The sequence below is a fragment of the Campylobacter sp. DY7 genome, assembly GCF_057802535.1.
Genome location: NZ_JBYJAU010000012.1, coordinates 17,214 through 39,157, shown reverse-complemented (window position 1 = coordinate 39,157; position 21,944 = coordinate 17,214). Strand labels below are relative to the sequence as shown.

Below are 21,944 nucleotides of genomic sequence, written 5' to 3'. Positions count from 1 at the left end.
AAAACTATATATAAACATAGAATTAAATTAAATAAAACCTAGAAAGAACATTTGCTTAAATGCTCTGTTTAAGTTTTTGATTTGTGAAATAAAGCTCGTATTCTATCTCTTTAAGCTTAAATTATTCTTAAAGAGAGAAAAAATTTTAAAGAATTTGAAATAGGAATTTCAAATCCCTTAAAATTAGGACTGATATCCTACATATACTCTGCTAGAAATACCCCCCCCTATCTCGTGTAACATAGAGCGAACGCAGTTTCTTCCATCTTCTTTAGCTTTATATAAATAAGCATCAGCAGCTTTTAATACAGATTCAAAATCTCTATTATCAGCATTTCTACAAGCTACACCTATACTTGTGCTTCCTTTCCATATTATCTTTTTATGCTCATCAAACACTTCTATGTTATTAACAGTTGCATGTAAAGCATTTGCAATAGCTACTGCTTCATCTAGTGAATATTTTTGTAAAATTACTAAAAACTCATCTCCACCTAAACGGCAAAAATGTATCGTTTCTCTATCACTATATCTATATTTATTGCATAATTCATTTGTTTCAAAGAAATATTTAACAGCATTAGAAAATTGTTTTAAAACCAAATCACCAGCATGGTGTCCATAAGTATCATTTACTTCTTTAAATTTATCCAAATCTAGCTGAATTATTGCACAGGTTGGGTCTTGAAACTCGCTCCAAATATTATTTAAAACAAACATAGCTTGGCGACGATTATGAAGACCTGTTAGCTCATCTGTGATTGATTTTTTCTTATTTTCTTGGATTTGTTCTTGTAATTGTTCTTCTTTTTTCTTTAAGCTTGTTTTAATATCCGCTTCTATTTCTAATAATTTTTCGTTTCTTATCTCATATATTTTTAATAGATTTGATAAAGTTATGGTTAAAATCTCTATCTTTTTATCCATTTGTTCATTTATCATATCATAAGCTCTTTGTGGGCTATGACCCGCTTCTATATATTCAATTTGTTTAGCAATCTTATAATCTTCTCCTAAAATATGAAAAACCAACCAGTTTTTCACAAAAAAAGCAAGGTTTAATGCAAGTTCTTTTTGATATACCATATCATCGGAACTATTTTGTTTTACTACTGCATCTCTCATTTTTACAAGCTGTGAAATACATTGAGAATGGATTGCATTGTGATAGTCTATATATTTTGTATGAATTGCAACGCTTTTCATAAATTCTTCTTCGTTTTTAAAATGCCAAGCAAGATGATTTAATACAAGTTGAAAAACTGCATTAAATTCTTTATATCCTTCATTTGCCGCTTCAAAAACTTGCTCAATCATTTCAAAGAACAATTTATGTTCTTCATCAACCATATCAACACCTATTTCTAATTCAGGACCCCATTTATCTATATATTCTTGTATTTGTTTTTCTTTTTTACTCATATATTACTCTGTTTCTTCCATTGTTTTTAGCTTTATATAGTTTCTCATCAGCGTTTTTAAAGGCTTCTTTTTTATCAGTTTCAACCATATTTACACCGATGCTAATTGTTACTTTTATTTCTTTATCGCTAAATTTAAAAATTTCTTTTTCTACTATTTGTCTTATATTATCTAATTTTGTTACACAAATTTTAAAATCTTGATTTTTAAATACGATTACAAATTCTTCTCCACCAAACCTATATACTTTGCTTACATTTTGTTTTAAAATCTTTGCAATACCTTTTAAAATCACATCTCCTGCATCATGCCCATAAGTATCATTTACTTTTTTAAAAAAATCTATATCACAAACCGCAATCACATCGCCGTTTTTAAGCCTAGTTCTATCATAAGCTCTTCTATTATAAACCTGAGTTAAAGCATCAAAAAATGCTAATTTATAACCTTCTATACCTATTGCTATTAAAAATATCAAAGAACTAAACTCAAAAAATCCTACATCTGTTTTTTCTAAAAAACTAAATATTAAAAATTCAAAATATGCGAAAAAATAAGCCAAAAATATACTTTTTTCAAAAAATATAAAATATCTTAAAGCTAATAAATATATAAAAAATACAATAAAAAAAGCTAAGCTTAAATCCGAAATCGCAAAGCTAAAAGGCATAAATTTAGCTGTAACATTAACTATAAAATTAGTATTTTGAGATAAAAAAACTCCTAATAATATGTATAAGATAAAAACTAAGCTAGCAGGAAGTAAGCATTTTATAGTATCATACTCCTTTTTTAGACTTATTAAAATCGCAAAAACAAAAGGCATAAACAAACTAACATATATATGGGCTTGATAATGAGTTGAAAATAAATAAATCATTTTTGAGCTTAATAATAGTATGCAAATTGCTATTATGTTGTATTTTTTAAAGTAAAGTGCAATAATAAGTGCTAATATTTCTAAAATAAATGTAGCACTAGGTAAAGAAATAATTATTTCACTAAAAAATGAATTCATTGTATTGTAGAGCCTTTTATAAATTTTAATAAAGATTGATTATATAAAAAAAGGATAAAAAATGGTAGAAATCAAATCTCTTACTATGAGATACCCTACGGGATTATTGTTTGAAAATGTAAATCTTAGTTTAAAGCGTGGAGAAAAATACGGACTTATTGGAGCAAATGGTGCTGGAAAATCTACTTTTTTAAAAATCATTGCAGGCCAGCTTGAGGCTACAAGTGGAGAAGTTAGTTTTGAAAATGGTGTAAGATACGGTGTGCTAGAACAAAATCAATTTGCTTATGAAGATTTTAGCTTAAGAGATGCAGTTTTATATGGTAATAAAAGGCTTTATAAAGCTGTAAAAGAAAAAGAGCAAATCTATGCAACATGCACAGATTATACAGACGAAATCAACAATCGCTTAAGTGAATTAGAAATGATTTGCGCTGAAGAAGACCCAAATTATGAGTGCGATACTAGATGTGAAAAGATTTTAAGCTCACTAAATCTTCATAATTACGATGAACTTATGAAAAATGTTCAAACAAGCGATAAATTTAAGGTATTAATTGCTCAAGTGCTTTTTGCAAAACCTGATGTATTATTTTTAGATGAGCCTACGAACAACCTTGACTTAGATGCTATTAATTGGCTAGAAAATGAACTAAAACGCCACGATGGAACAATGGTTGTGATTTCTCACGATAGATTTTTCTTAAATAGTATTTGCACTAGAATGCTTGATGTAGATTTTAAACAAATCCGTGAATTTGCAGGAAATTACGATGATTGGTATATGCAAAGCACGCTTATTAAAAGACAAAAAGAAGCAGCACTTGCTAAAAACTTAAAAGAAAAAGAAGCTTTAGAAAAATTCATCGCTCGCTTTAGCGCAAATGCTTCTAAAGCAAGACAAGCAACAAGTCGTGCAAAAAACCTAGCAAAATTAGATGTTAGCGAAATTGAAATATCAAGCAGACGTGACCCATCAATTTTATTTAGATGTAATAGAGAAATTGGTAATGAAGTTTTAGAATTAAGTGGCATTAGCAAAGCTTATGATAAGCAATTATTTAAAGATTTAAATCTAAAGGTAAATAAAGGCGATAAAATTGCGATAATAGGAGCAAGTGGCGCTGGTAAAAGCACATTAGCAAAAATAATAATGGGCGAATTAAAGCCTGATAGCGGCGAAGTAAAATTAGGTGCAACTATTGAGCCTAGTTATTTTCCACAAGATACTTCAAGCATAATTGTTGAAGATGTAAAATTATATGATTTCTTAATTTCTCAAAAACATAAAGATATTGATGAAATTAGAAAATGTCTTGGAAGAATGCTATTTAGTGGGGCTGATCAAGAAAAACATGCAAAAGATTTAAGTGGTGGAGAAAAGCATAGACTTATGCTTAGTAAAATGATGTTAGAGCGTGGCAATTTCATTTTATTAGATGAGCCAAACAACCACCTTGATCTTGAAGCTATTATTTCACTTGGAGAAGCTTTATATGATTATGATGGAGTTGCGATTTGTATAAGCCACGATAGAGAATTAATAAACTCGTTTGCTAATAGAATTTGGCATTTAAAAGATGGTGAGCTTATAGATTTTGCTGGAACTTACGAAGAATTTTTATTAAAATATGAAGGTGAAAAATGACTTTTAAAGTAGAATATTCGGCAGGTTTTGGTAATTTTAGCCAAAACCATATGGGATTTGGACCTACTATTTATGTTGAAGAAATAATAGATTATAAAAGCGAAAAAGATTATTTTGATTTCGTGGATTTTTTCTTAAAATATTCTAAGAAAGACGATACATTTTTTCAAATCAAATTACTAGAAAATAGAGCATTAAGCGAAGTTGAAAAATTATCTAAGAAAAAATATCTAATGCTAAGAGATGCAATGTGCGAATGGGCAAAAAACAATACCCAAGATGAAGATATAGAACTAGAAAAGAACTATTATCAAGGCGATTAATCTTTAGAATTTGAAATAGGAATTAAAAGCAATTTCCTATTTCAAATTCCTTACAATTTTCTAATAATTTTAATCTTATTAATATCTAAAATAAATATATTTTTATTTTATTTTGAGTAAAAAAGTTACTAAATTTAAAAATTATTCTGCTATTATCAATTTAACTTTATATTTTAAGTTTATTTAAAGGATTTTTATGAATGCAAATGTTTTAGCTCAAATTCAAAGCACATTAAAAACTCTAGGCGTTAAAGCTGATGAAAACGAAATCTATGCAAAAATAAATGCTAAGAAATTAAAGCTTATTTGGTTACATTTTAGCGAATGTACAGGCTGTAGCGAGAGTTTTATTAGAAGTGAAAATATTGGTCTTGATGATTTGATATTTGATTTTATTGACCTTATTTATCATGAAACTTATATGGCTGCTAGTGGATTTTTAGCTGAAGATTTACTAAATATAAATGAGCCTTTTTTATTAGTTGTTGAAGGTGCTATAAGTGAAGCAAGTTATTATACAGGCGGAGCACCTGCACATAGTGCAATGCATAAATTAAAAGAATTGGCAAGTCGTGCAAGTTGCGTATATGCGATAGGTTCTTGTTCATCTTATGGCGGTATTCAAGCTGCAAAGCCGAACCCAACTAAATCTATTAGCATAGAAGATATTTTAAAAGACGCTGTATTAATCCCAGGCTGTCCTCCAAGCGAGAGCAATATAATTGCAAGTATTTTACATTACGCATTCTTTGATAAAGCACCGCTTTTAGATGAAAACAATCGCCCTGCATTTGCTTATTCAAAATGCTTACACGATATGTGCGAAAGAAAAATCGCATTTGAGAGTGGAGATTTCGTAGAAACTTTCGGCGATGAAGCTGCTAAAAATGGTGCATGTTTATTTAAAGTTGGTTGCAAAGGACCATATACATTTAATAATTGCCCTAAAACAAAGTTTAATGCAAAAACTTCTTGGCCCGTGCAAGCTGGTCATGGCTGTATTGCATGTAGTGAAAGAGATTTTTGGGATGGATATGGTATTTACGAACAAGCTCTAGCAAGCTCTTATGCACAGACAAAAAGAGCAAGAAATTATGAGAGCTTAGAAAGATTTAATAAAAGCGATGAAGTTATCGTAAAAGATGATGGAATTTATGTAAATAATGAATTATTAGCGTATTTAGAATACGAAAGCCAAAATCACGCTGAATTATTAAATAAAAACAAACTAGGTGCAAAACTTTTAAATAATTATAAAGACAAATTTAATCTAAGCCTTGAAGCAGAAAGTAAAATTGACAATACATTTAGTGGTATTTTAAAAGCCTGTTCTAATATTTTAGGACTTGATTTAAGCTTAAATGAATTACTTGATATGGCGAATAAATACGAAATAGGAATTGCTAGTGGGCTTGATTTTAAATTAGCTAAAAAGCCTATTTTAATAGATGTTACAAAATCATTTAGATTAGTGCTTATTTATCGCCTTGGTGGGCTTGATGAAATAGCGATTTTATTTGGTGTAGTAGATAGCATAGCATCAATGATAGCAAAATCACTAAAAATGCTAGAATGCAAAAGCGTAAAATTTGAAGGTGATTTATTTAAACACGAGATTTTAATAGATAGATTAAACTATCATCTAAAAGGTTTTTAAAACCTAATTCAAATTCTTTTTAGAATTTGAATTAGGAATTTGGTTTTTAAGATTTGCAAAAACACTGAAATTATCTTGCTAATTCCGAATTCAAATTCTTCTTTTATAAGCAACAAAACTATTATTAAACTAAAACTTAAAACAAGAACAATATAAAAAGATAGTTTTTTCTGATTTTAACATTTATAAAAAGTAGCATTAAACTTTTTAATCCAAGACAAGTATAAAAACCTAATTCAAATTCTTTTTAGAATTTGAATTAGGAAATTGATTTTATTTTACTTCATATTTTTTGATAATTTCTTCATTTAATGTAATTCCTAAGCCTACACAATCATCAAGCTTTACAACCCCATCTTCACAAGACAAAGCATTGCAAATGTTAAATAATTCGCTTGTGCTTTTTGAATACTCTATCAAATTACAAGTCTTAGAAGACGCTAAAAACTGAGCTGTGGCATGAAGTAAAATCTGCGTGCTAAAGCCATGCGGGACTAATTCACAACCATTATCAAGTGCGATTTGTTCAACTTCTTTCATTACCAAAAACCCACCACATCTAGTTAAATCAGGTTGAACGATAGCTACACGAGATTTTTTACAAAACTCTGCAAATTCCCACTTAGTAGCAAGTGCTTCTCCACCTGTAATTTTGCAAGGCAAACTCTGGCTAAGTCTTGCATAGCAATCCATACTCTCACTTGGCACAGGCTCTTCAATCCACTCAAGATTAAACTCAGCAAAATCATTAAATCTTTCTTTTGCATAGCCATAATTTTTCCAAAGCCCAACCAAATCAATACTAAGCTTAATATCATCTCCAACCACTTCTCTAATAGCTCTTGTTGTATCTATATCAAACTGCCCTTTAGCACCAAAACCATCTCCACCAAACTTAAGTAATTTAAAACCTTCATTTTTAAGCTCTAATGCTCTTTTAGCAGTATTTTGGATATTTCTATCAGGAATAAAAGTTGCATAAGCATTTAAATATTCTCTTCTTGCACCTCCTAAAAGAGTTGCAACGCTTACTCCATAAATCTTACCTACTAAATCATGTAAAGCAATATCAATAGCACTTAAAGCATGTATCGCAGCTCCACGCCTACCATAATAAGCACTCGCTTCAAATAAATCATCCATAATTTTGCTTATATTTCTAGGGTCTTGTCCGATTAATACTTCACTAAGCCCCATGCAACTTCCATGAGTGCTAGGCTGAATAAACATAGCCTTTAGCACAGCAGGAGCACTATCACTCTCACCTACTCCAAAAAGCCCCGTATCGGTATGGATTTTTAAAATAAACGCATCTTCTCCCCATTCGCAAGGCTCATTAAAAGCCTTTGCTCTTAGCCAAATAGGCTCAACTTTTGTAATTTTCATTTATACTCCTTTATCCATTTTATAAGCCCGTAAGCTGCAATTCCTAAGATTATTAAAAAAGGTGCTGCAGTTAGCACAACTGCCATTTTAAGCGTATTTAAATCAGCGTTTATATAAAGCATTGCAAGTGGTATAGCTCCAAGCATTATGCACCAAAAAACTTTTAAATATCTTGATGGATTTTCACTATCAATTTTTGTGCTTACTGCTGAGATTGTAAATGCAGTTGCGTCCATATGAGATGCTAAGAAAACTAGCATTAACACAAAATAAAATAAAGCAAAAGCATTTCCTAAAGGAAGCTGTTGAATAACTGCTAAAACACCAGCTTCTCCTGCACCTGTGCTCAAAAACTTCGGCACATCAACAAGCCCTTGAATAAAAGTATCAATAGCAAAACCTGTAAGACATCCAAAGAAAAACCAAGTTCCTACGCAACCACCAAGCACCAAGCCAAATATAACTTGTCTTATTGTTCTTCCTTCTGAGATTTTAGTTACAAATATACTAACAGCAGGAGTGTAAGTAATCCAATATAACCAGTAAAATACAGTCCAATCTTGATTAAAACTACTTGTGCCTGTTGCATCATTAAATAAACTCATATGAACATAATTACTTAAAAATAATCCTATGCTATTAATCATATTATCAATTATAAAAACACTATTTCCAAGTAATAATACAAGCACGGCAAATACAAAGCATAAAATACAAGATAATTTTGCTAATTTTTGCATACCTGAGCTAAGCCCAACAAAGCTTGAGATTGAAAACATTGCAGTAACTACTGCTAAAATCACAAACTTTATAAAAAAGCCATTTTCTATACCAAAAATTCCAGCCAAACCACTACTAATAGTAACAACCGAAACGGTAGTTGTAAGCACTAAACCACCGAAAGTAGAAAACAAAAATATAACATCAATAATCTTATCTAAGATAGCATTTCTTTTTATACCTAAAATATTTGCTAAAAGTGCTGATAATTTTAAATCAGGATGTTTTTTCACATAAAAATGCCAACACATAGCAATAGAAGTTAGTGCATAAACAGCCCAAGGAGTAATACCCCAGTGAAAATACACAAAAGAAGTTGAATATCTTAAAGCTTCTGCTGAATTTGCTGCTATGTTAAGACCAGGTCCTGTGTAATAATAAGCCCATTCCATAAAAGCCCAATACATAGTAGCCGAGCCAAGCCCTGCACAAATAAACATAAAAATCCAAGCTGTATTTGAATATGGGTTTTCTTTAGTTCCAAGCTTAATTAAGCCATATTTTGAAAATGCAACATAAGCAATAATCAAAACACAAATAAACTCAAAAAGCTGAGTAGCTGAACCAAAGGTTGAAGTTAGTTTGGCAAACAAGCTGTTTGCAACTTTAAGTGAACCTTCTGGGTTAAGTAGCAAGGCTAAAATTACAAAACCTACTGCAACAATAGAGATTGTAATTAAGAAAAAATCACTCCTGCCCCCCCCCCTAAAGGTGATTGTAGTTCGTTATTTTTCATAACAACTCCTTAAATTAAAATAAAAGCTTATTATTACCTTTAAACTTAATTTCTAGCTTAAATTAATTAATTTTATCAATTTCAAATGGAGTGCTTTGATATACATAATAATTTAGCCAATTAATATACACGCAATTTGCATGAGCTCTCCAAGTAAGCTTTGGCTCATTATTTGGGTCATCATTTTCGTAATAATTATAAGGAATATCTACATTTAAGCCGTTTTTTAAATCTCTTTTGTATTCATTATCAAGCGTTTTTCTTGAATACTCAGGATGACCTAGAACAAAGACCTGCCTTTTGTCTAAACTCCTTATAAGATATGAACCTGCCATATCGCTACTTGCTAAAACTTTTAAAAACTTATTGTTTTTTAAAGCAAGTTCATCTATGCCTGAATGTCTTGAATGTGGTGCTAAAAACTCATCATCCATTCCCCTTAAAAGTTCGTCTTTATTATCAATTACTAAATGTTTATAAACTCCACTAAGCTTTTTTTCTAAGGCAATTTTAGAGATTTCATAATGATAATTTAGCCCTATCATTGCACCATAGCAAATATGAAGAGTGCTAAATACATTGCTTTTACTCCATTTTAAAATCTCTCTTAATTCATTAATATAAGTAACTTCATTAAATTCAAGGTGTTCAAGTGGAGCTCCTGTTATTATCATTCCATCGAATTTTTTATGCTTTATTTCATCAAATACCAAATAATGCTCATTTAAATGATTTTCGCAAGTGTTTTTGCTCTCATGCGAAGCTATTCTTAAAAGAGTTATTTTTACTTGTAAAGGCGTATTTGATAGCATTCTAAGTAGCTCTAATTCTGTTTCTTCTTTAATAGGCATAAGATTTAAAATGATTAATTCAAGTGGGCGAATATCTTGCGAATTTGCCCTTGCTTCATCCATTACGAATATATTTTCATTTTCTAAAGCTTGCTTTGCAGGAAGATTGGTTTTGATATTAACAGGCATATTTTCTCCTTTTTGAGCCTAATTTTGCCATTTTTTACTTGCTTATGCCTTAAAATAAGGCTAAACTATGATTTTTTTAAGGAGACGGTTATGAAAGAGACTTTATGTATTCATGCTGGTTACAAGCCAAAAAACGGCGAAAGCAGACAAGTGCCAATAATTCAAAGCACTACTTTTAAATACGACTCTTGTGAGTTTATGGGAAAATTATTTGATTTAGAAGAAAGCGGGTATTTTTACTCAAGAGTAGCAAATCCAACAAATGATTATGTAGCAAACAAAATAGCCAGTCTTGAAGGTGCTATTGCAGGAGTGCTAACTTCTAGCGGACAAGCTGCGATATTTTTAGCGATTACAAATATTTGTAAAGCGGGTGATCATTTAGTTTGCGTAAATGAAATATATGGTGGCACTATTAATTTAATAGGTTTTACGCTTAAAAAATTTGGAATAGATGCGACTTTTATAAGTGCAAATAGTAGCGATAGCGAAATACAAGCAGCTATTAAAGATAATACGAAATTAATTTTTGCAGAAAGCGTTTCAAATCCATCATTAGTAGTGCTAGATATTAAAAAATTTGCAAATATTGCTCATAAAAACAATATACCTTTAATAATTGATAATACCTTTGCAACGCCAATTAACTGCCAACCTATTAAACACGGAGCTGATATTGTGGTGCATTCGGCTACAAAATATCTTGATGGGCATTCAAGCGTAATTGCGGGTGCTATTCTTGATAGTGGGAATTTTAATTGGGAGAATGAAAAATTTGCTGATTTTAACACGCCAGATAGCTCATATCATGGTTTAATTTATACTAAGAAATTTGGCAAATTTGCTTATATTACTAAACTTGTTGTTCAATTAATGAGAGATATAGGAGCATGTCTTAGTCCGCAAAGTGCATTCATACTATCAACTCATATTGAAAGCCTAGCTTTAAGAGTAGCAAAACACTGCGAAAATGCTAAAAAAATCGCAGAATTTTTACAAGCTAATAAGCATGTTAAAAGTGTTAATTGTCCTATGCTAAAAACTAGTCCTTATTATGAACTTGCACTTACTTATATGCCTAATGGAGTTTGTGGGGTTATTAGCTTTGAGCTTGATGCTAATAAAGAACAAACAATAAAATTCATTGATAGCCTAAAATTAATCACAATTGCTACACATGTAGCAGACGCTAGAAGTTGCGTGCTTCATCCTGCAAGTCATACTCATAGACAACTAAGCAAAGATGAATTAGTAAAAGCAGGAATTAGCGAAGGGCTTATTAGACTCTCAGTTGGTATTGAAAATATTGATGATTTGATAAATGATATAAAACAAGCTTTAAAGCAAGTTTTTAATTAAAATAAAGAATTTGAAATTCCTATTTCAAATTCTTTAACTAACAAGCTTAATTCCGACTAAACCTACTAAAATTAAAGCAAGAAAGAATAATCTTAAAAAACTCACACTATCTTGAAAGAAAAATATACCAACAAGAATAGTTCCTATTCCACCTATGCCTGTCCAAACAATATAAGCTGTTCCTATCGGTATGCTTTTTTGCGATAAATAAAGCAAAAAACCACTAAGAGCCATAGAAAAAATAGCAAATATAATCCATAGTTTTGAGCCTTCATTTGCTAATTTAAAGCCTAAAGGCCAACCTATTTCAAAAACACCTGCTAAAATTAAATATATCCAAGCCATTAAACTCCTTAGTTTTTACACATATTATAAATTAGCTTATCAAATTTTTGAACTAATTTTATTTGTTCGTTTAAATCATTTTCATTATAAATATTTTCATATAAAGCCAAAATATCTTTAAATTGTTTAACTTGCTCTTGATTTATTGCCTTTAAAATACTTTCTTCAAGGCTTTTATTTTGCTTTAAATTTTTATTTAGCAAACACCTAATTGCATCATCTTTGTAAAGTAATAAATGGATTTGTATAAATAAGTTATTTTGCAAACTTCCACTATTTTTTGCATCAATGAAATTATTTTCTGATAATTGCTCGTATGAACTAAGAGTGCTAAAGAACTGATTGGTTTTTTCTTGATTTTTATTGCTTATTTCATAAACTTGATTTGAATATTCAAGGCATTTTTTCACACTATCTTTCAATGAGCTAATGTTTAAATTTATTGTATTTGTTGCTTCTTCTGTATTGTTTGCTAATTTTCTTACTTCTTCAGCAACTACGGCAAATCCACGCCCATGCTCTCCTGCTCTAGCAGCTTCAATAGCAGCATTTAATGATAATAATTGAGTTTGATCGGTTATATCCTTTACCATTTCAATGATTTTTGAAATTTCATTTGTTTTATCGCTTAGTGTATGAATTAAATCAGTAAATAAATTTATATAATTTTGCAATTCATTTGAGCTTTTAGTAAGTTCTTTTACCATAGCTTGAGTAAGATGTGAGCTTTCTGCTATATTTTTTGATGAATTTAAAATATTGTTTAAATTATCTTGATTTTTATTTAGGCCTTTTGTTAGGATATTTATAATTTCTAAATCTTCGCTATTTTGTTGAATCTTAATACTTAACTCATTTAGCTTTTGTGCTTCAATACTTTTTGAAATGCCTATAATTGCATCTACTAAATTATCAGCTGTATTTTTAAATCTACCCTTTAAACCTACGCTATTTATATTCCTATAAGTATTACCTAAAAAAGCATTTTCTATTGAAGCAGCCACTTCTCTTTGCCAAACTTCAACTTGATCTAATAAATTATTTAAAAGATTAGCAAGTTTTTGATAATTTTTACCTTCTACATTTACAACTCTTGATTCTAAATAACCATTAGAAGTAAGTTCTAAAACCTTTATTATTTCTTCTAGTGTTTTTTCATTGTTTTTATTAAAAATACTCATTTTAAATCCTGTATGCTTATTATAAATTCATTATATGTTTTGTTTTCTTTATGCAAAATCTCTTCAATGATTTTCCACGATTCATCTACGCCTTTGCTTTTTTCTACTTCTATCATTTTTTTATATAAAGAAATAATTAGTTCTTTAGCTCTTTTGCCTATTTTTCTTCTTACTGAGTAATAACCTATAATATTTCCATTTAAATCATAAGAAACACTAATATTCGCAAAAACCCAATAATATCCATTATCAAAAGTTTTATTTTTTACAAAAGCATAAACTTCTTTTCTAGCCTTTAGCTGTTGCCATAAATATTTAAAAACAGCTTTTGGCATATCTGGATGTCTTACAATATTGTGTGGTTTGTTTAAAATATCGCTTTCTTTAGCGTAAATTATCTTAATGAAAGACTCATTTGCATAAGTAATATTACCCCTTGTATCAGTTTTGCTGACTATAAAATCATGTTCATTTAACTCTTTTTCCATTTGCCCCTCTTTTTAGGAAATTAATACGAAATATTATTACTTATAGGCAAAAAATTATTAAATAAATCTAATTATCTTATAAAAAATTTATTTTATTAATTAAGATTTTAATTTAAGTTTAATTTAATAACTAAACTTAAATTAAAGTATATTTTTAAAGAATTTGAATTAGGAATTTGCTTTTAATTTTTATATTTAAAAATGACTTTTAAATGAATATTTTAAAACTCTTCTGTTTCACTAGGCTGATTATTAAACTCAATTTGAGCGAATTTTGCTTTGCTAGTTTTAAAGTCAAGATGGATTTCTTTTAATTCACCACTTCTATTTTTTGCAATATCAAGTATAGCGTGGCGTTCTGCTGTTGGGATTGGATTATCTACAACTTGGTTTATAAATAATATCAAGTCAGCATCTTGCTCTATACTACCACTTTCTCTAATGTCTGATAATATAAGCTTTTTATTTGTTCTTGAATCTACCGAACGATTTACCTGTGATAGCGCTAAAATAGGAATTTTAAGCTCAAGCGCAAGTAATTTTAAACCCCTACTAATTTCACTTACTTGAATATGTCTATCCACTCTAGTATTAAGCGAATTCATTAATTGAATATAATCTAATACACAAAGACCTATATTGCTATGCTCTTCTTTTAATCTTCTTAAAGATGAGCGTAAAAACTCTATGTTTAAATCGCCTTGATCGTAGATATATAAAGTGCTTTCACTTAGCATATTTGCACTCATTTGAACATTTTCTAATTCATCTTGAGTAAGCTCACCTTTGGTAATAGAACCTAAAGAAATTCCTGTATCTTGAGCTATAAGCTTTGCCATAATTTTATGAGCTTCTGTTTCAAGACTATAAAACACAACTCCTACATCTTTTTTAAGTGCGTGTAATAAAATATTTAAGGCAAATGTAGTTTTACCCATACCAGGACGAGCTGCTAAGATTATTAGCTCCCCTGCTTTAAAACCTTTCGTATAATGATTTAATAAAGAAAAGCCTGTATCAACTCCTATTACATTCTTATCTAAAATCTTGCTAACTCTGTTTAATTCTTCGTAAAACTCGCTTACTGCCATTCTTGAGCTTTTTAAAGAATTGTTTTTAACCCCTGAAATAAGAGAATAAATTTTAGCATTTAAATTATGTGTATAATCAATACTATCTTGAACGCTTACTAATTCATTCATTGTAGTTTGCATTAAAGAATTAAGCTGGTCTTTTACACTTAAATCCCTTAACATTTTTGAATAAGATTCAACATCAATAGACCAGTTTTGCTGTTCTAATTCAGCCCAAAACATATCCTTAGCATTAGGAAAAACTATTTTTAACTGCTTTAAATCAACACTTTCTCTTAATCTTCTTTTATTTACAATGAATTCAAAAATATCGCCATTTAATCTATTAGAAAAATCACTAGGTTTAATGATACTTGCTGCTATATCAATATTTTCATTAATTTCTATGCAAGCTAATAATAAGCTTTGTTCAAGCTCTATATCAAAATATTTACTCAATTTTCATCCTTTATACCAAAGAATTTGAAATAGGAATTTAGTTTTCGTGCAGTTTTGCTTCATCTAGCACTTCATCTAAAAATCTATCCACTAAAGTATCGTATTTACACTTTGCTACTACTTCGCCGTGTCTTATCACTAAGCCTTCGTTTTTGCCAAATGCAATTGCTACATCAGCTCCTTTAGCTTCACCTAAAGCATTTACAACACAGCCCATTACGCTTATATTTAAAGGTGCTTTTATATGCTTTGTTTTTTCTTCTACAATCTTAATAGCGCTTAATAAATCGCTTTGAATTCTTCCACAAGTAGGGCATGAGATTATATTTATACCGCTTTTTTGTATTCCACTATCTTGCAAAATCGCTCTTGCTACTCTTATTTCTTCACTAAGCTCTCCTGTCATAGAAACACGAATAGTATCTCCTATGCCATTTAATAATAATTGCCCTATTGCAATTGAGCTTTTTATCGTGCTATGAAATTTAGTTCCTGCTTCGGTTACTCCTAAATGAAACGGATAATCGCAAAGCTCTCTTAATCTTGTATAGCTTTCTATTGTGCTTTGTGCGTCTGAGGTTTTGATACTTATTTTAATATCTCTAAAATCAAAATCTTCTAAGAGTTTTATATTATAAACAGCACTCTCAAGCAAGGCTTTTACGCTTCTTCCGTATTTTTCTTCAAACTGCTTTTCAATACTGCCGTGATTTACTCCAATTCTAATAGGAATATTTCTTTGCTTACAAGCATTTACAACTTCTCTTATATTTTCTTTGCCACCGATATTTCCTGGATTTATTCTAATTCCATCTATAAATTCAGCACAATATAAGGCTAATTTATGATTAAAATGAATATCTACAATTAATGGCAAAGGGCTTTGCTTTTTAAGTTCTGCTAAAGCCCTAGCGTCTTTTATATCTAAACAAGCAACCCTTACAATATCAGCACCAGCTAATTTTAGCTCAATTAATTGTTCTAAACAGCCTTTAATATCTTGAGTTTTAGTAAATAGCATTGATTGCACGCTAATAGGTGCATCGCCACCGATTTTAACCCCGCCTACATTAATTTGCCTAGTTTTAAATCTAGGCTTAAAAAAATCGCTTTTCATCTTAGTTTATATTGTATTTTTTAAGTAAAGCTTCATATTCACTAGTTTTCATAAACTCTTCTAAAGCTTTATTTAATTTTTCTCTAAGCTCTACATTTTCGTTTTTGCTAAATGCAATAGAAAATCCTTCAGTGCCATCATCTTCGCTATAAAACTCTGCTAAATCAGGATATTTTGCTAAATATTCTCTTGCAACAAGTGCATCAAATGCTAAAGCTTGTAATTTTTTATCATTTAAAGCCATTACTAATACAACAGGATTTTCATTAGGTTGAACTAAAGCACCTGCATTTTTTACTGCTACTTCTTGCACTGTGCCTAATTGAACCCCTACTTTTTTACCTTTTATATCATCTTTTGTAGCAATATCGCTATCTTTATGCTTTAGATAAATTGTTTTAGCTTTGTAATAAACATTACTAAAATCACAAGCCTTTTTTCTTTGTTCGCTTGCACTCATAGCACTCATAATTGCATCAATTTTACCTGCTTTAAGTCCTGCAATAAGTCCATCAAAACTCATAGCCTTAAACTCATACTTAATACCTGCAATTTTTGCTAAATTATCAAATAATTCAGCATCAAAACCAGTGATTTTATCATTTACCAACATATCAAATGGTGGATAATCAGGTGAAATCCCTATCTTATAAACCTTATCATTTGCATTTAAACACGCACTAAAAATAAGTGCAAATAAAACTAATAATAACTTTTTCATACTTTACTCCTTAAAGTCCATATTTTTTAATAAGCTCGTCGTATTTACCACTAGCTTTTACTTTTTCTAAACCTTCGTTTATTTTATTTCTTAATTCTTGATTTTTATCTTTTGCAAAAGCAAAAGCAAAGCCTAAAGCTCCATCATGTTCTTCGTAAAAACTCTCAATTTCAGGATTTTTTGCCATAAATTTCTTAGCCACAAAAGAATCAAAAACAATTGCATCAATATGCTTATTAATAAGGCTCATTACAACAACAGCTGAATCTTCATGCAATACAACATTTGCACCTAAATTTCTTGCTGTGTTTTCTTGAATTGTGCCAAGCTTAACTCCAGTTTTAACACCTTTTAAATCTTCTTTTGTAGTGAAAGTATCGCCCTTTCTTTTAAGATACATAGTTTTTCCGAAAAAATAAGGCTCTGAAAAATCGCAGTTTTTCATTCTTCTTTCACTAATACTCATTCCTGAAGCAATCATAGTGATTTTTCCTGCTACTAAAGATGGAATTAGTCCATCAAAGCTCATATTTACAAATTCAATTTTTAAATTACTAGCTTTTGCGATTTCTTCTACTAAATCAACATCAAAGCCACTTAATTTACCATCAACCATCATATCAAATGGCGCGTAATTTGCCGAAATTCCAACCTTTACAACTTGATTTGCATAAGCAAATAAAGAAATAAAAAGAACTAAAAAAATCTTTTTCATACCAAACCCCTTTTAATGATTTAAAACCTTGTTTAAAAACTCATTTAATCTAACATTAGAACTATTATTAAATACATTGTGTGGTGTATCATCTACTGCGATTTTGCCACTTTCCATAAAAAATATTCTATTAGCAACATTTTTTGCAAAACCCATTTCGTGTGTTACTAAAATCATAATAGGAGCATTTTTTGATTTTGCTATTTCTTTAATCAAGCTTAAAACCTCTCCTACCATTTCAGGGTCAAGCGCACTAGTTGGCTCATCAAAAAGTATAATCTCAGGCTCCATCATAAGACTTCTTGCTATTGCAATTCTTTGCTTTTGTCCGCCACTTAGTTTGTGTGGAAAAAACTCTTCTTTATCTGCTAAGCCAACTTTTGCTAAAAGATTTCTAGCCTTTGTTATTGCTTCATCTTTGCTTAAAATTTGTAAGCTAGTAGGTGCTAGGATTAAATTATCTAAAACATTTTTATTTGCAAATAAATTAAAATGCTGAAATACCATTGATACTTTTTGTCTGTGTTTATTTATATCAATTTTTTCATCTAAAATATTTTCATCATTGATTAAGATTTTGCCACTATCTGCTACTTCTAATCTATTTAAGCATCTTAAAAATGTGCTTTTTCCACCGCCACTAGGCCCTATAATTGCTATTATGTCGCCTTTATTAATATCAACACTAATATCTTTTAAAACTTGTAAATTGCCATAATTTTTACATAAATTAGAAATCTTAATCATTTTTCTTTAGCCTCATTTCTAATAATCTTACAAAAAATGTAAATACTTTAACACTAGCATAATACACAACACCTGCGAAAATATAAGGTTTTGGATCGTATAAAAGAGATTGAAAAATCTTGCTTTGAAATGTCAAATCCACAACACTAATAAACGCAACTACCGAAGTTTCTTTAAATAATGAAATAAATTCATTTGCTAAAGCTGGAATGATATTTTTAACAGCTTGTGGGAAAACTATCATTCTCATAGCTTGAAAATGTGATAAACCCATTGACCTTGCTGCTTCCATTTGACCTTTATCAACGCTTTCTATTCCACTTCTAATGATTTCTGCAACATAAGCACTTGAATTAAGACCTAAAGCAATAACAGCTACAAAAAATACATTTTCAACTTGTGCAAATACAACGAATGCAAATATCATTAAAAGTAGCATTAATGGCATACCTCTAATAAGGTCTAAATATTCGTTAATTAACATTGTTAAAAATCTATTTCTAAGCACTAACAAAAATGCTAATAAAAATCCACCTGTAAGACCTATAACTAAACCAAGTGATGTAAGCCCTAAAGTTGTTCCATAACTCTTTAAATAAGCTAAATGTTCAGCTTCGCTAAGCTCTTTGAATGGATAACAATAATAAGTAGTAATTACAACTATTGCAAGTGGAAAAACTACTTTAAATATATTTTCTAAATTTTTCAATTTTTTTCCTTTAAAACTAAAAATAAATAAGGTGTAAAAACACAACTAAAACTATAAATTAATGAATATTGCGTAGATTTGAACGAGAAATTTGACGGATTGTAAGGTATTTGTTGTGCTTGATTAAATCTATGATTTTCATCTTCTCGTCCTTTTAAAAAAATTAAGTTTGATTATCTCTTTTTTATCTTAATGATTTATTAAATTAATTGAATTTTAAGCTTAAAATATTTATTACAAAGTATTTATAAATTTTCTTAATTCTTGCTATGTAATTTTAATAAAGCAAAAAGAATTTGAAATAGGAATTAGGATTTGAAATTTTATGAAATTAAGTAGCAAATTCCTATTTTAAATTCTTTGGAATTTGAAATAGGAATTTGAAAAATTATTTTACATTTTCTACTGCATCAAGAATGGTTTTTTGTGATTTTATGTCGTTTATATCTGTTTTAAAATATAGCTCAACTCTATTATTTTTCACACTTTCACTGCCATTATTATCAAATCTAGGGCTATTTGCTCCATAACTTTTTATGCTAAGTTTTGATGAATCAACTCCGCTTTTAATTAAAATCTCTAAAACTTCTCTTGCCCTTGCTGTTGCTAAATCAAAGCTTGTTAAATAACTATCATCATTATCGCTAAAGCCACGAATTTCAAGCTGAACTCCATCTCCTAAGCCGTGCATTATCATTTTAATTCTTTTTAAATAAAGCATATCATCGCTATTGCTTACTTTGGTTTCATCTTTGTTAAAAAATAAAACCGATGGTAATTCCATATAAAATTGATTTTCTTTTTGGTCTAAAATTGCTTTTAACTTTTCTATGCTTTCTTGTTGGTTTATATTCTGAGCTTGAAGGGCTTTTGAATCTTCATTATTTGATGGATTATACTTACCATCTGTTTTGCTCTCTTTTTCTACAACTTGTGTGCTAGGAAAATCAAAAATCTTAACAAACTCTTTTGTAAGAGCCTTTGCCTTATCCGTATTAACCGAAGCAATAGCATATAAAGCAATGAATAAAGCAAGTAATAACGAGAAGAAGTCAGCTAGTGGAACAGCCCACTTCTCGCACGCTGGAATCGGTGGGCACTTTTTTTTCTTAGCCATTATTATTCACCAAATTGTGATTTTGGAACAACACCATGTGGCATATATAAGAATAATTTTTGTTCTAAATCTCTTGGGTTTGCACCTTCTGCTATACCAATTACCCCTGCCATCATAAGCTCTTTTTCCATAATAAGATCGTGTCCGTTACCCTTAATTTTATTACCCCAAGGAACAAACACACCATAACAACAATAAATCCCAGTAACAGTAGCCGTAAAAGCACCCGCAATACCCATAGCCATTGCTTGTGGGTCATCTAGTAGTTGAAGAGCAAGCATAAGTCCGCACACCGCTCCAACAAGTCCAAACGTAGGGCATGACTCTCCTACACGACAAAAGAACTCTCTACATTCATCATAATATGTTTCTGAGTGAGAAATATCTAACTCCATACTTTCTTTTATCTCTTCTACGTCTTTACCATCAACCATCATCATCATTGCTGATTTTAAACAAGCATTATCTATTTCTGCTACTTTTGGCTCAAGTGCTAAAAGCCCATCTTTTCTAGCAATTGAAGCAAATTCTACTAATTGATCTACTCTTGCTTGAAAATTAACTCCGCTACCTTTAAAAACTATCTTTAGTTCCCTAAAAGCACCTTTTATATAGTATTTATTTGTAGCAACCATAGTTGAGAAAAACGCCGTAGGCAAAACGATAAGAACCGATGATATATGTATAAGATGTAGCGGGTTACCACCTTCTAAAATATCTCCAACGCATATTGAAGTAAGCGCTAAAACCATTCCTAAGACCGTTGTTAAATCCACAATATTTCCTTTATTTTAAATCTAAAAATCATACATTTAATTAGTTAAAATTTCTTCATTATAAACTCTAATGCAATTTTTACCAGCATTTTTAGCTGCATATACTGCTAAATCGGCTTTTTTCATAAAATCATTTGCACAGGTTATTTTGCTTGGAGCTATTGTTGCAATTCCTATGCTAATGCTGCTATTCCATCTATCATCTAATCTATCGCCTACTCTTACATTTAACTTTCTAGTTAGCTCTAAAAGTTGGCTTGCTAGTATAAATGCACCCCTTGAATCTGTATTTGGTAAAAGTAAGAAAAACTCATCTCCACCAAGTCTAGCAAATACATCATCGGTTCTAATCGCTTCTTTGATTGCTTGAGAAAATTCTTTTAATACTTTATCTCCCATTTCATGACCATAATTATCATTTACTTCTTTAAAATTATCTAAATCTATCATAAGCCCACTTGTAAGAAGTAAATTTTCTTTTGCTTCTTCTAAAATCACTTCTAAAGCTTCAAACAAATATCTTCTATTAGGCAAATTTGTTAAAACATCAGTAGAAGCTAAAGTTCTTAGCGTTTGATTTGCTGCTGATAATTCTCTAGTTTTTTCCATCACTTTTAACTCAAGATTTCTCTTAAGCTCTAATAATTCATTATTTCTTTTAATTACAACATTTACTAAGCCATTTAAAGCTTTTACTAAAGGTTCTGTTTGTTTATTAGTATTTTGCTCTACCATTTCATAAGCTTCGTTAGGCGAATGCCCTTTATCAATCAAATCAATTTGCTTTGCCATATTTTGATCGGTTCCTAAAATATGAAAAGCAAGCCATGAGATTAAAAATTCTAAAAGACTTCTAACAGCTTCTTTATTAACCCCATCTCCAACTTCAAGGAATAATTGTTGCACTTGTTCTACAAATTGTTTATGGCTTTTTTCGTGTTTTTCATAAAAAATACTATTGATATTTTTTTCTTTCATCAATTTTTCTTCAGCCATAAAGTGATAACTTGCATAATCTAGTATCTTCTTAAAAGCTTCATCTAATTCTTGCTTATTAAGAGATTTTTCACTAAGTTTAATCGCAATTTCATTTGTTAAGCTAACTAAATATTTATGTTGCTCATCAACTTCAATTAAGCTAGTTTCATAGTCTTTTGTCCAATCAAATAATAAATTCATTTTGTCCC

At 29.9% G+C, this 21,944-nt stretch carries 20 protein-coding genes and 1 pseudogene; 4 read left to right on the top strand and 17 right to left on the bottom strand.

Annotated features, from left to right (window positions below; all coding sequences use genetic code 11):
• Window positions 1-183: 183 nt before the first annotated feature.
• Window positions 184-1,422, bottom strand: a complete 1,239-nt coding sequence (locus tag AC1B00_RS07720) for a diguanylate cyclase (protein WP_488849126.1) — start codon at window positions 1,420-1,422, stop codon at window positions 184-186.
• Window positions 1,415-2,440: a GGDEF domain-containing protein gene (locus AC1B00_RS07715; protein ID WP_488849125.1), complete on the bottom strand. Its 1,026-nt coding sequence runs from the start codon at window positions 2,438-2,440 to the stop codon at window positions 1,415-1,417. The genes AC1B00_RS07720 and AC1B00_RS07715 overlap by 8 nt, the downstream gene beginning before the upstream one ends.
• A gap of 61 nt (window positions 2,441-2,501) precedes the next feature.
• On the opposite strand from AC1B00_RS07715, the gene abc-f reads away from it, so the two are divergent.
• The 3 genes from abc-f to AC1B00_RS07700 all read left to right on the top strand — a co-directional run bounded on the left by abc-f (window position 2,502) and on the right by AC1B00_RS07700 (window position 6,068).
• Window positions 2,502-4,088, top strand: a complete 1,587-nt coding sequence (gene abc-f, locus AC1B00_RS07710; protein ID WP_488849123.1) for a ribosomal protection-like ABC-F family protein — start codon at window positions 2,502-2,504, stop codon at window positions 4,086-4,088.
• Window positions 4,085-4,411 carry a hypothetical protein gene (locus AC1B00_RS07705; protein ID WP_488849121.1) on the top strand — a complete coding sequence of 109 codons (327 nt, stop codon included), beginning with the start codon at window positions 4,085-4,087 and terminating at the stop codon, window positions 4,409-4,411. Before abc-f ends, AC1B00_RS07705 begins: the two co-directional genes overlap by 4 nt.
• Before the next feature lie 196 nt (window positions 4,412-4,607).
• Window positions 4,608-6,068, top strand: coding sequence for a hydrogenase small subunit (locus AC1B00_RS07700; protein ID WP_488849120.1), 1,461 nt, complete (start codon window positions 4,608-4,610; stop codon window positions 6,066-6,068).
• 273 nt (window positions 6,069-6,341) lie between these two features.
• Here AC1B00_RS07700 and AC1B00_RS07695 read toward each other — a convergent pair whose 3' ends face one another.
• From AC1B00_RS07695 to AC1B00_RS07685, 3 genes are all read right to left on the bottom strand, one after another.
• Window positions 6,342-7,454: a mandelate racemase/muconate lactonizing enzyme family protein gene (locus tag AC1B00_RS07695; RefSeq protein WP_488849119.1), complete on the bottom strand. Its 1,113-nt coding sequence runs from the start codon at window positions 7,452-7,454 to the stop codon at window positions 6,342-6,344.
• Window positions 7,451-8,950 carry a BCCT family transporter gene (locus tag AC1B00_RS07690; protein WP_488849127.1) on the bottom strand — a complete coding sequence of 500 codons (1,500 nt, stop codon included), beginning with the start codon at window positions 8,948-8,950 and terminating at the stop codon, window positions 7,451-7,453. The genes AC1B00_RS07695 and AC1B00_RS07690 overlap by 4 nt, the downstream gene beginning before the upstream one ends.
• An 82-nt stretch (window positions 8,951-9,032) precedes the next feature.
• Window positions 9,033-9,950, bottom strand: a complete 918-nt coding sequence (locus tag AC1B00_RS07685) for a homoserine O-succinyltransferase (protein ID WP_488849118.1) — start codon at window positions 9,948-9,950, stop codon at window positions 9,033-9,035.
• 90 nt (window positions 9,951-10,040) lie between these two features.
• Between AC1B00_RS07685 and AC1B00_RS07680 the strand changes: the two genes are divergently transcribed.
• The gene (locus AC1B00_RS07680; RefSeq protein ID WP_488849116.1) at window positions 10,041-11,309 is read left to right on the top strand and encodes an O-acetylhomoserine aminocarboxypropyltransferase/cysteine synthase family protein; all 1,269 of its coding nucleotides are present in this window, start codon (window positions 10,041-10,043) and stop codon (window positions 11,307-11,309) included.
• Between the two features lie 33 nt (window positions 11,310-11,342).
• Here AC1B00_RS07680 and AC1B00_RS07675 read toward each other — a convergent pair whose 3' ends face one another.
• The 12 genes and pseudogenes from AC1B00_RS07675 to AC1B00_RS07620 all read right to left on the bottom strand — a co-directional run bounded on the left by AC1B00_RS07675 (window position 11,343) and on the right by AC1B00_RS07620 (window position 21,936).
• A complete protein-coding gene (locus AC1B00_RS07675; protein WP_239818056.1) occupies window positions 11,343-11,654 on the bottom strand; it encodes a DMT family transporter in 312 nt (103 codons plus the stop codon).
• A gap of 8 nt (window positions 11,655-11,662) precedes the next feature.
• Window positions 11,663-12,238 (bottom strand): annotated as a pseudogene (locus AC1B00_RS07670) (methyl-accepting chemotaxis protein); the annotation flags it as partial.
• A 593-nt stretch (window positions 12,239-12,831) separates the two neighbouring features.
• On the bottom strand, window positions 12,832-13,323 hold the full coding sequence (locus AC1B00_RS07665) for a PAS domain-containing protein (RefSeq protein ID WP_239818055.1): 492 nt from the start codon (window positions 13,321-13,323) through the stop codon (window positions 12,832-12,834).
• Window positions 13,324-13,544: 221 nt separating this feature from the next.
• Window positions 13,545-14,855, bottom strand: a complete 1,311-nt coding sequence (locus AC1B00_RS07660) for a DnaB-like helicase C-terminal domain-containing protein (protein ID WP_239818054.1) — start codon at window positions 14,853-14,855, stop codon at window positions 13,545-13,547.
• A gap of 37 nt (window positions 14,856-14,892) precedes the next feature.
• Complete coding sequence (gene ispG / locus AC1B00_RS07655) at window positions 14,893-15,972, bottom strand: flavodoxin-dependent (E)-4-hydroxy-3-methylbut-2-enyl-diphosphate synthase (RefSeq protein WP_336612057.1); 1,080 nt, start codon at window positions 15,970-15,972, stop codon at window positions 14,893-14,895.
• A 1-nt stretch (window position 15,973) separates the two neighbouring features.
• Window positions 15,974-16,693 (bottom strand): transporter substrate-binding domain-containing protein, encoded by a 720-nt coding sequence (locus AC1B00_RS07650; protein WP_488849115.1) that lies wholly within the window; start codon window positions 16,691-16,693, stop codon window positions 15,974-15,976.
• Between the two features lie 10 nt (window positions 16,694-16,703).
• Window positions 16,704-17,408: a transporter substrate-binding domain-containing protein gene (locus AC1B00_RS07645; protein WP_488849114.1), complete on the bottom strand. Its 705-nt coding sequence runs from the start codon at window positions 17,406-17,408 to the stop codon at window positions 16,704-16,706.
• 12 nt (window positions 17,409-17,420) lie between these two features.
• Window positions 17,421-18,155, bottom strand: coding sequence for an amino acid ABC transporter ATP-binding protein (locus AC1B00_RS07640; RefSeq protein ID WP_488849112.1), 735 nt, complete (start codon window positions 18,153-18,155; stop codon window positions 17,421-17,423).
• Complete coding sequence (locus tag AC1B00_RS07635) at window positions 18,148-18,864, bottom strand: amino acid ABC transporter permease (protein WP_488849111.1); 717 nt, start codon at window positions 18,862-18,864, stop codon at window positions 18,148-18,150. The genes AC1B00_RS07640 and AC1B00_RS07635 overlap by 8 nt, the downstream gene beginning before the upstream one ends.
• A 388-nt stretch (window positions 18,865-19,252) precedes the next feature.
• Window positions 19,253-19,981 carry a flagellar motor protein MotB gene (gene motB, locus AC1B00_RS07630; protein ID WP_488849110.1) on the bottom strand — a complete coding sequence of 243 codons (729 nt, stop codon included), beginning with the start codon at window positions 19,979-19,981 and terminating at the stop codon, window positions 19,253-19,255.
• Window positions 19,982-19,983: 2 nt separating this feature from the next.
• Window positions 19,984-20,757, bottom strand: coding sequence for a flagellar motor stator protein MotA (gene motA / locus AC1B00_RS07625; RefSeq protein ID WP_239818047.1), 774 nt, complete (start codon window positions 20,755-20,757; stop codon window positions 19,984-19,986).
• Between the two features lie 36 nt (window positions 20,758-20,793).
• Window positions 20,794-21,936 carry a GGDEF domain-containing protein gene (locus tag AC1B00_RS07620; protein ID WP_488849109.1) on the bottom strand — a complete coding sequence of 381 codons (1,143 nt, stop codon included), beginning with the start codon at window positions 21,934-21,936 and terminating at the stop codon, window positions 20,794-20,796.
• Window positions 21,937-21,944: the final 8 nt, after the last annotated feature.